The 9,551-nt window shown below is 69.5% G+C and carries 9 protein-coding genes; 7 read left to right on the top strand and 2 right to left on the bottom strand.

Going from position 1 to position 9,551, the window contains the following annotated elements:
• Positions 1-140: 140 nt before the first annotated feature.
• On the bottom strand, positions 141-791 hold the full coding sequence (locus ABZU75_RS43225; protein ID WP_355568242.1) for an O-methyltransferase: 651 nt from the start codon (positions 789-791) through the stop codon (positions 141-143).
• A gap of 171 nt (positions 792-962) precedes the next feature.
• Between ABZU75_RS43225 and sigE the strand changes: the two genes are divergently transcribed.
• The 5 genes from sigE to ABZU75_RS43200 all read left to right on the top strand — a co-directional run bounded on the left by sigE (position 963) and on the right by ABZU75_RS43200 (position 5,407).
• On the top strand, positions 963-1,595 hold the full coding sequence (gene sigE, locus ABZU75_RS43220) for an RNA polymerase sigma factor SigE (RefSeq protein ID WP_350921795.1): 633 nt from the start codon (positions 963-965) through the stop codon (positions 1,593-1,595).
• A gap of 52 nt (positions 1,596-1,647) precedes the next feature.
• Positions 1,648-2,178, top strand: a complete 531-nt coding sequence (locus ABZU75_RS43215; RefSeq protein WP_355568238.1) for an anti-sigma factor — start codon at positions 1,648-1,650, stop codon at positions 2,176-2,178.
• Positions 2,179-2,213: 35 nt separating this feature from the next.
• On the top strand, positions 2,214-3,215 hold the full coding sequence (locus tag ABZU75_RS43210) for a sigma-E factor regulatory protein RseB domain-containing protein (protein ID WP_355568245.1): 1,002 nt from the start codon (positions 2,214-2,216) through the stop codon (positions 3,213-3,215).
• A gap of 95 nt (positions 3,216-3,310) precedes the next feature.
• A complete protein-coding gene (locus ABZU75_RS43205) occupies positions 3,311-4,933 on the top strand; it encodes a trypsin-like peptidase domain-containing protein (protein ID WP_355568235.1) in 1,623 nt (540 codons plus the stop codon).
• A 105-nt stretch (positions 4,934-5,038) separates the two neighbouring features.
• Positions 5,039-5,407, top strand: coding sequence for a sec-independent translocase (locus tag ABZU75_RS43200; protein ID WP_355568232.1), 369 nt, complete (start codon positions 5,039-5,041; stop codon positions 5,405-5,407).
• Positions 5,408-5,482: 75 nt separating this feature from the next.
• On the opposite strand, the gene ABZU75_RS43195 is transcribed toward ABZU75_RS43200, so the two are convergent.
• Entirely contained in the window at positions 5,483-6,625 is a 1,143-nt protein-coding gene (locus ABZU75_RS43195; RefSeq protein ID WP_355568228.1) for a P-loop NTPase, read from the bottom strand.
• Between the two features lie 270 nt (positions 6,626-6,895).
• Between ABZU75_RS43195 and ABZU75_RS43190 the strand changes: the two genes are divergently transcribed.
• Both ABZU75_RS43190 and ABZU75_RS43185 read left to right on the top strand, forming a co-directional pair.
• Positions 6,896-7,375 (top strand): MarR family transcriptional regulator, encoded by a 480-nt coding sequence (locus ABZU75_RS43190; protein ID WP_350921807.1) that lies wholly within the window; start codon positions 6,896-6,898, stop codon positions 7,373-7,375.
• A gap of 211 nt (positions 7,376-7,586) precedes the next feature.
• Positions 7,587-9,506, top strand: coding sequence for a Xaa-Pro dipeptidyl-peptidase (locus tag ABZU75_RS43185; protein WP_355568224.1), 1,920 nt, complete (start codon positions 7,587-7,589; stop codon positions 9,504-9,506).
• Positions 9,507-9,551: the final 45 nt, after the last annotated feature.

Below are 9,551 nucleotides of genomic sequence, written 5' to 3'. Positions count from 1 at the left end.
TTTTCTTTTTGTTCCTCCGTTTTCCGGTGGGGCGTCTGCTGTTCTTTGGGGGGGGGGCCATCTGTGCGGGTTCTTGGGGGGGGGGGGGTTCCGGTGTCACCGACGGTGTCACCGTCCCGCCCCCGGTCGGGTGGCCGCCGTCAGTCGGAGAGCTTGACGGCCGCCAGGATGCCGTCTCCGAGAGGCATCATCAGCGGGCGGAGCCGCTCGTCGGAGCGGACGAGCTTGCCGAGCTCCCTGATGGAGACCGTGTCGGGGTCCCGCTGCACGGGGTCGGCCACCCGGTTGCCCCAGAGGGCGTTGTCGAAGACGACGATGCCGCCGACCCGGAGCAGCCGGACGGACTCGGCCAGGTAGTCGGCGTACTCGTGCATGGCGCCGTCGCAGAAGACCAGGTCGTAGCCGCCGTCGGACAGCCGGGGGAGCACGTCGAGGGCGCGGCCGGTGATCAGACGGGTCCGGCCCCCGGAGAATCCGGCCTGGGCGAAGCTCTGCCTGGCCAGTCGCTGGTGCTCCGGTTCCACGTCCACGCTGGTGAGCGTGCCGTCCTGGCGCATGCCGCGGAGCAGCCACAGGCCTGACACCCCGCAGCCGGTGCCGATCTCCACGACGGCACGGGCGTTGATGGCGGTGGCGAGGAAGCACAGAGCGGCGCCGCCGCCGGGCAGGATCGGGGGCGCTCCCACCTCGGTGCCGCGCATGCGCGCGGCCAGCAGGATGTCGTCCTCCCTGTGGAACTCATCGGCATAGGCCAGAGTGGCCTCCAACGGACTTGTCGGCGTCTCTGCCATCGGCCTCTCCTCCCGCTTTCTCCGTACACAGTCATATAGGCGCTGGGTCGCAGCCTAAGGGAGGCAGGCCCGATCGGGAACTCATGTCGTCCCCGGTGCGTTGCACGGTTTAAGCGGCCTTTGCCGGTCCTGAAGGTAGTCAGTGCGCACGAAGGGACGAAACCAGGCACTATGGCGATAGCGGTGGTCCCGGAGAGAGGAGTGCTGGTGGACGAGCCTGACCACCAGGCAGAAGCTCCCGTGTCTGATTGGACGCCTCCTACCTGGGAGGAGGTGGTCCGGGCGCACTCGGCGCGAGTGTATCGGCTGGCCTATCGGCTGACCGGCAACGTGCACGATGCGGAAGATCTCACACAGGAGGTCTTCGTCCGGGTCTTCAGGTCGTTGTCGAACTACACGCCAGGCACTTTCGAGGGCTGGCTGCACCGCATCACCACCAACCTGTTCCTCGACATGGCGCGGCGCAAGCAGCGCATCAGGTTCGAGGGGCTCGCCGACGACGCCGCCGAGCGGCTGCGCGGGCGCGAGCCTTCTCCCGCACAGGTGTACGACGACACCCATCTGGAGCCCGACATCCAGGCGGCACTCGACGCCCTCGCGCCCGAGTTCCGCGCGGCCGTCGTTCTGTGTGACATCGAGGGGCTGTCCTACGAGGAGATCGCGGCGACGCTGGGTGTGAAGCTCGGCACGGTTCGGAGCCGGATCCACCGTGGGCGGGCGCAGTTGCGTGAGGCGCTCGAGCATCGCGCGCCGCGGAACGATCCATTCCCCCCGAGCGTTACTCACGGGGAGGAATTCGCATGAGAAATCACAGTCATGACGAATGTCACGACGAGCCACTTGGCAAGGAGTGCGCATGAGTCATCTAGGAGAGCGTGTTTCCGCACTGGTAGACGGTGAGCTGAACCACCACGAGCGTGACCGGGCCCTGTCGCATCTGGCCTTCTGCGCCGACTGCCGGGCCGAGGTCGACGCCGTGCGAGCGCTGAAGAGCCGGTTGCGGTCCCTCGACGGGCCCGCGATGCCGGCCGACCTGACGATGTCCCTGCTGCGGATGGCGGAGCCCGGCGGCCCGTTGCCCCCGCGTGAGCGCCCCTTTCCGGCCTCGCGCACCTTCGGCGGAGCACCCATTCCGAGCATGTACAGCGTCGCTCCCCCCGACAACCGCCCCAGGGGCCGGGCCCAAGGACCTCGCCGCACCCGGAGAGCGGGTTACGTCGCGGTGGGAGTCGCCTCGGCGGCCGTGGCGATCGGCACACTGTTCGTGGTAGGCGGAGCCGACCCCAACCCGCGTGTCGTACCGCCGGTCGACATGTTCGCCAACCAGCACAGGAACACTGCACCCTACGGCGGATCGGCGACGCCCAGCTTCTCGCCCACTCCGTGATCCGGCTGCCCGCCACGATCATCCTGGTGGCTGTCATGTTGCTGGGGCTGGTGACGGGCGGTACGGCACACGCGGTCAGGACCTCGCACGCCATACCGCCGGACGAGGCGGAGAACGAGGACACCGGCCTGCACCTGCTCCGTGAGGCGGCGGTCGCGGGCCGGGCCCGCGGATACTCGGGCACCCAGTACGTCACGATCTGGGGCGCCTCCGGCTCCACCTCGGCGGTGCTGGAGGTGCACAACGTCCCCGGGAAGGGGATGACGGTGCGTACCGAGCCCTCAGGCTCCGTGCAGAGCGCCGATCCGGGCACCCCCGCCGGGGGCATGTCCAGCCCGTCGGAAGCGATGCTCGAGGTGCTGGCCCGGAACTACCGGGTCGTGGCCGCCGGGGAGGGGCACGCCTGCGGGCGCCCCGCCCGCCTCGTGAACGTCCTGCGCGCGGACGGCACGGTCGCCGCCCGCTACTGGATCGACAAGGCCGCCGGGCCGGTGCTGCGCCGCGAAGTCATGGACGTGAGGGGCCGGGTCGTCAACGTCGGAGCCTTCGTCGATCTGACCCTCGCCCCGGTGACCAAGGGGGTGGTGCCCACGGTGCCGCCGCTGGCCGCCGGGGGCCTCGATCTCGTGGAGATGCCCCGTCTGCTGGCCGCGGGCTGGCGTATCCCCCGCGCCCTGCCGGGCCGCCTGGAGTTGTTCGCCGCGCGAAGCGCCCCCGCTGGATACTTGTATTTGGGGTATTCGGATGGGTTGTCAGTTGTGTCGGTTTTTGTGCAACCCGGAGTGCTTGATGAGGATCATCTCCAGGGTTGGCATGCGGAGCGGCGCAGCGGGCATACGATCTGGATTCGAGGCCCGGTTGGGCAGGAGATGATCTGGGCGAGTGGGGGGCATGTCTATACAGTCTTCGCGGACGCGCCGGCCGACATGGTCGACGCGGCTGTCGCGGCCCTACCGCACGAGCATGTTCCGGATCTCTGGACGAGGCTCGGCCGAGGTGCGAGTCGCCTGCTCTCGTGGGTCAATCCCTTCGGATGACGTGTGTTTTACACATCTCGTATGCCGCTCGGGGGAAGATTGCCGGGTTGACCCGGTGAGTGGGCATCTGCGAGGCAAGGAGTAGTGAGTATTCGATGACCGACGAGGCCCGTACCGGCCACGGGGCGCACGATGCTGCGGGGCGTACGCCGTCGGACTTCACCGACGGTGGTCACGGCGCTCCGGAGTCCCGCCACGCCGACTCCTCCGGCCCCGAGTTCTCGCGCCCCGAGTTCCTGCCCGCCGGAGAGGGCGCGCCGTCCCAGGCCGAGCAGCCGGGAGACGACGGCTGGAGCCAGTTGGGCGCCCCGCCAGGCCGCGGCCGGTGGGGTGGGCCGCAGGGGCAACCCGAGTTGCTCCGTCACGACGACGGGGAGGTGTCGGCGGGCGAGGGCGTCCAGGGACAGGGCCACGCGCCGGAGAGCTGGGGCGACCCCTCCGGTCGGCTCAGGTACGACACGGCGGTCTTCGCCGCCCACCCGGCTCCGCCCCCGCCGCCCACCCAGGCGTTCGGCATGGGCCCCGGCTGGGCGCCGCCTCCCGGCAGCCCGGGGCTGCCAGGGAGCTTCGGCGGCCCGGCGCCCGCGGCGATTCAGCGCGGGCCGCGTACGGCCACGCTGGTCGTCCTCGCCGTGGTGATCGCGTTGCTCGCCTCGCTGCTCGGCAGCGTCGGCACCTATCTCCTCACCAAGCCGACCGGCTCGGGGCGCGACCCCTCCTACAGCCTGGGGAACGCGCCGACCGGTTCCAACGCCCGTCCCCCGGATTCGGTGGCGGGTGTGGCCTCGAAGGTGCTGCCCAGCGTGGTCTCGCTGGCGGTCGAGGGCGGGGCGAGTTCCAACACCGGTTCCGGCTTCCTGATCAAGGGCGGCTACGTGGTGACCAACAACCACGTGGTCGCCGGCGCCGATCCCAGCGGCCGGATCCAGATCCAGTTCAACAACCGCAAGTCCACCTCCGCCGTCGTCGTCGGCCGCGACCCCGAGTCCGACCTGGCAGTGGTCAAGCCGGCGGAGACCTTCGGCGCCCCGGAGATCACCCTCGGCAACTCCGACAACGTGGTCGTGGGCGACCCGGTCATCGCCATCGGCTCCCCGCTGGGCCTGACCGGCACCGTCACCTCCGGCATCGTCAGCTCGCTCAATCGTCCCGTTCAGGCGGGTGAGGAGAACAACTCCGAGACCACCTGGCTCAGCGCGGTCCAGACCGACGCGGCCATCAACCCGGGCAACTCCGGGGGGCCGCTGGTCAACGGCAACGGCGAGGTGATCGGCGTCAACTCGGCGATCGCCACTCTCGGCAGGTCGGTCGGCGGCCAGAGCGGCAGCATCGGCCTCGGTTTCGCCATCCCGGTGAACCACGCCCGCCGCGTCGCCCAGGAGCTGATCACCACGGGCAAGGCCAAGAAGTCGCGGATCGGTGTCGCCATCGACCCGACCTACCAGGGTGTCGGGGTGCGTATCGCGACCGAGGCCAGGCAGGGTTCCCAGCCGATCGAGCCGAACGGCCCCGCCGCCCAGGCGGGCCTCAAGCCGGGCGACGTCATCCTGGAGGTCGACGGCGTCGTGCTGCAGGACGGCAACGAGCTGATCGCGCTGGTCCGCAACAGGGCTCCCGGCGAGAAACTCTCGGTCAAGTACCAGCGCGGCGGCCAGGAGAACACCGCGACCGTGACCGTCGGCACCGCGCCGGACCAGCCCTCACCCGAGCCTTCCTGAGCCGCCTGGCAGGGGCGCGTGCTTACCCTTGGCGGTACTAGTCTGGAACCTCTCCGGTGCGTAGCCGGAGAGGTGCCCATGGCATTCTTTCGGTAGGAGATCACCGTGTTCGGACTCGGCTGGCCTGAGATCGTGGCGCTGGTGGTCATCGCCCTCCTCGTCTTCGGCCCGGAGAAACTGCCCCAGGCCGCTGCTCAGGCGGGCAAGACGTTGCGCAACCTGCGCCGGATGGCCAACAACGCGAGAGACGACCTGCGGACCGGGCTGGGGCCGGAGTTCGCCGACTTCGACCCGGCCGACCTGAACCCGAAGAACTTCGTCCGCAAGCACCTCACCGCCGACCTTGAGGACGACTGGAAGTCCACCCCGGCCACCGCCACCGCCACCGCCACCGCCGAACCCGCCCCCGCCTACCCGGCGGGCGGCGAGCTGGGCTACGGCGAGATCCCTCCGTACGACTCCGAGGCGACCTGAGTCCCTCCCGGACGGCCGACGGCGGCGCCCCCCTCCTGCAGGGGCGCCGCCGTCGTCGTGTCGGAGCGGGTGCCGTCAGCCGCGCCGGGTGGGCGAGATGCCGAGCTGGAGGCCCTTGAGGCTGGTCGACTTCTTGCTAAGGGAACCGGCGATGCGGATCAGCTCGGCCGCGGCCGCGGCGTCCGGGTCGGTCAGCACGAGCGGCTTGCCCTCGTCGCCGCCCTCGCGCAGGCGCATGTCGATCGGCACCTGGCCGAGGAGCGGCACGCGGGCGCCGAGGGTGCGGGTGAGCGCGTCGGCCACGGTCTGGCCACCGCCCTCGCCGAAGACCGAGACCCGCTCGTCGCAGTGCGGGCAGGGCAGCCATGACATGTTCTCGATGACGCCGGCGATCTGCTGGTGGGTCTGGACGGCGATCGATCCCGCCCGCTCGGCGACCTCGGCGGCGGCCTGCTGCGGGGTGGTCACCACCAGGAGCTCCGCCGAGGGCATCCGCTGCGCCACGGAGATCGCGATGTCACCGGTGCCCGGGGGCAGGTCCATCAGCAGCACGTCCAGGTCGCCCCAGTAGACGTCGGCGAGGAACTGGTGCAGGGCCCGGTCGAGCATGGGCCCGCGCCACACGACGGGGGTGTTGCCCTCCGGCTTGAACATGCCGACCGAGATGACCTTGATGTCATGCGCCACCGGCGGCATGATCATGTCCTCGACCTTGGTGGGACGTTCGGAGGTGCCGAGCATGCGAGGGATGCTGTGGCCGTAGATGTCGGCGTCGACGACGCCGACCTTGAGACCGCTCGCGGCCATCGCGGCGGCCAGGTTGACGGTGACCGACGACTTGCCGACACCGCCCTTGCCGGAGGCGACGGCGAAGACACGGGTCAGCGAGCCGGGCTGGGCGAAGGGGATCTCCTTCTCGGGACCCTTGTTGCCGCGCAGCTTGGTCTGCAGCGCCTTGCGCTGCTCGGGGCTCATGACGTCCATCTTGACGGAGACGCCGGCCACTCCGTCGATCCTGGAGACCGCGGCGGTGACGTCTCGGGTGATGGTGTCCTTCATGGGACAGCCGGACACCGTGAGGAAGATCGCGACACGTACCGCCCCCTCGGGGGAGATGTCGACGCTCTTGACCATTTCGAGCTCGGTGATCGGCCGACGGATCTCAGGGTCGTTGACGGTCGCGAGGGCGGCCATCACCAGTTCCGGGGTAGGTGCCATCGAAGTGTCGGCAACGCGGCGTCACACTGGGGCGACGGAGGATGCCGTCCCTCCTTGTCTGTTATCGATGAGGCGTCTCAAGGGCAGGAACTGCCCATCGTGGCGCTCATATGGCTTGGCGAGAGGCCCGATCCCGTCAGGGAACGGTCGGCGTCGGAAGTCCAATGGTATGAACCCCGGAACGTCGGCAGGAATTCCGGCCCCGGCTCTGGTCGCCGGATTCGGACAATTCGCTGTGTAGATGCGCGTGCAACGTTCTAAGGTTACTGTGTGACCCTCACGGCGGGCGAGTCCATGGAGAGCTTCAGCTCGGAGGAGCTGACGCTCTGGCGCATGCTCCAGCGAGCCCAGGTCCGCATCGCCCGGGTGCTGGAGGCCGATCTGCTGATCGAGCACGATCTACCCCTGGCCTCCTACGAAGTCCTCCTGCAACTCTTCGAGGCGCCCGAGCGGCGGCTGAGGATGAACGACCTGGCGGACCGGGTGCTGCTCTCGCGCAGCGGCCTGACCCGGCTCGTCGACCGCCTCCAGCGTGACGGCCTGGTCGAGCGCGAGGCGTGCACCAGTGACGCGCGCGGCCTGTTCGCGGTGCTCACCGACGCGGGCGCGGCGCGGCTGGCCGAGGCCGGTCCCACCTACCTGCGCGGCGTCCGCGCCCAGTTCCTGGACATGCTCGACGCCGACGAGCTGCGTCAGTGCGCGGTCATGCTGAACAAGCTCCTGCCCGCCTCCGGCACCGAACCCTGCTGAGGCCCCGCGGCGGGTAGCCGCCGCGGCCGTACCTCTGCTCCCGCTTGCCCGGGCTCGCGCCGGGCCGTCCTGACCGGTGGCCGGACAGGGCTGTCGAGCGTCATGTCACATACCAGCCCCAGGGTGATGTCGAACACATAAAGGATCTTGCGGACTATACGGACAAAGATTGATATTGCGGATGTTTCCCTAGTTGTTCTGGAGGCTCCGCTTGCCGAAGTTACGGGCAGCCCTTATCGTCCTCGCGGTTCTCGCGGCGGGCGTCACCCCAGCCCACGCGGCCACCCAGCCATCCCTCACCGTCGAGCGGGGACGGTCCCAACCGGTCTTCTCCTACGCCGACGCCGTCCGCGAGCACGTCTACGTCGAGTCGGGTGTCGACAGCGACTCCGATGGGAGGCCGGACCGGGTCCGTGTCGACATCATCAGGCCAAAGGAATCGGGTCCCGGGCTCAAGGTGCCGGTGATCATCGATGAGAGTCCGTACTACGACAACTCCGGCCGGGGTAACGAGGCCGAGCGGAAGGTCTATGACGCCGCCGGGAACGTAGTGAAATTCCCGCTGTTCTACGACAACTACTTCGTACCGCGCGGTTACGCCGTCCTCAATGTCGACATGATCGGCACCACCAGGTCCGACGGCTGTCCCGACGTCGGCGGGCAGGCCGACGTGCTGGGCGGTAAGGCCGTGATCGACTGGCTGAACGGCCGCGCCACCGCCTACCACCCCGACGGCACGCCCGCGGTCGCGGACTGGACCACCGGCAAGGCCGCGATGATCGGCAAGTCGTACGACGGCACGCTGGCCAACGCCGTGGCGGCGACCGGCGTGCAGGGGCTGGAGACCATCGTCCCGATCTCGGCGATCAGCTCCTGGTACAAATACCAGCGCTCCAACGGGGTGATCTACAACTACGACTACATGTCGTGGCTGGGGAACTACGTCGACACCGACCCCGAGGCCAAGTGCGCCGCGGTGCGGGCGCGGCTGGACGCCGAGGACGGCGACGACACCGGCGACTACAACGGCTTCTGGGCCGAGCGCGACTACATCGCGGGCTCGATGGCCGACGTCTCCAAGGTGCGCGCCAGCGTCTTCGCCGTGCACACGGTCAACGACCTCAACGTCAGGCCTGACAACTTCTCCAAGTGGTGGCAGGCGCTGGCCGGCAGGAACGTGCCCCGCAAGATCTGGGTCGGGCAGTACCAGCACGTCGACCCCTTCGACTTCGAGGGCCGTCGTGACCTCTGGGTCGACACGCTGCACCGCTGGTTCGACTACTGGCTGCTCGGCGTGCAGAACGGCATCATGCGAGAGCCCCGCGCCGACGTGCAGACCAGCCTCGACCGCTGGATCACCCAGCGCGACTGGCCCGCCCCGCTCTCCCTGAAGGTCCCCTTCCGCCCGGCGGCCGACGGCTCGTTCGGCCTCGTACCGGCCAGGAAGGGGCAGACCGCTACGTTCACCGACATCCGCCAGTCCGAGGACGCGATGGTGGCCGACGTCGGCACCGTCAAGCCGGGGCGGGTGGCCTTCACCACCGGTGAGCTGCCGCTGGACCTGCGGCTGTCCGGCACGCCCGTGGTGGACCTGCGCGTCGCGCTCGACAGGCCCACCTCGAACCTGACCGCGCTCCTCGTCGACTTCGGCGAGGACACCCGGGTCGACTGGCGGCGGGGCCAGGGCATCACCACGGTCGCCGAGGAGAGTTGCCACGGCGAGAGCACGGCCTCCGACGACGCCTGTTACCGGCAGGTCGTCACCAACCGGGCCACCCGGCCACTGGAGATCGTCGCCCGTGGCTGGATCGACGTGCAGAACCGCGACTCGCTCGGCGAGCCCTCGCCACTGCCCCCGGGCACGTACGGCAGGGTCAGCTGGGAGACGCTGCCGCAGGAGTACGTCTTCAAGAAGGGACACAGGCTGGCCCTCGTGATCGCCGGCACCGACTCGACCTACAGCGCCGAGCGGGCCACCGGCGCGAACGTCACCGTCGACCTGGCGGGGAGCAAGGTCGTGATCCCGCTGGCGATCAGCACCCTCGGCAGCGCCGACGTGCCGAAGGACACGGCCAGGTGGCAGGGCCCGGCGCGACTGGACCTGCCGGTGCCGGAGAACCAGTTCTTCTAGACCGCTGAGGTTCGCGCGGGTCGCGCGCCGAGTGTCCCGGCGCGC

Source organism: Streptosporangium sp. NPDC005286, assembly GCF_040607515.1.
Lineage (GTDB): Bacteria > Actinomycetota > Actinomycetes > Streptosporangiales > Streptosporangiaceae > Streptosporangium.
This window is presented reverse-complemented; position numbering and strand designations above follow the sequence as displayed.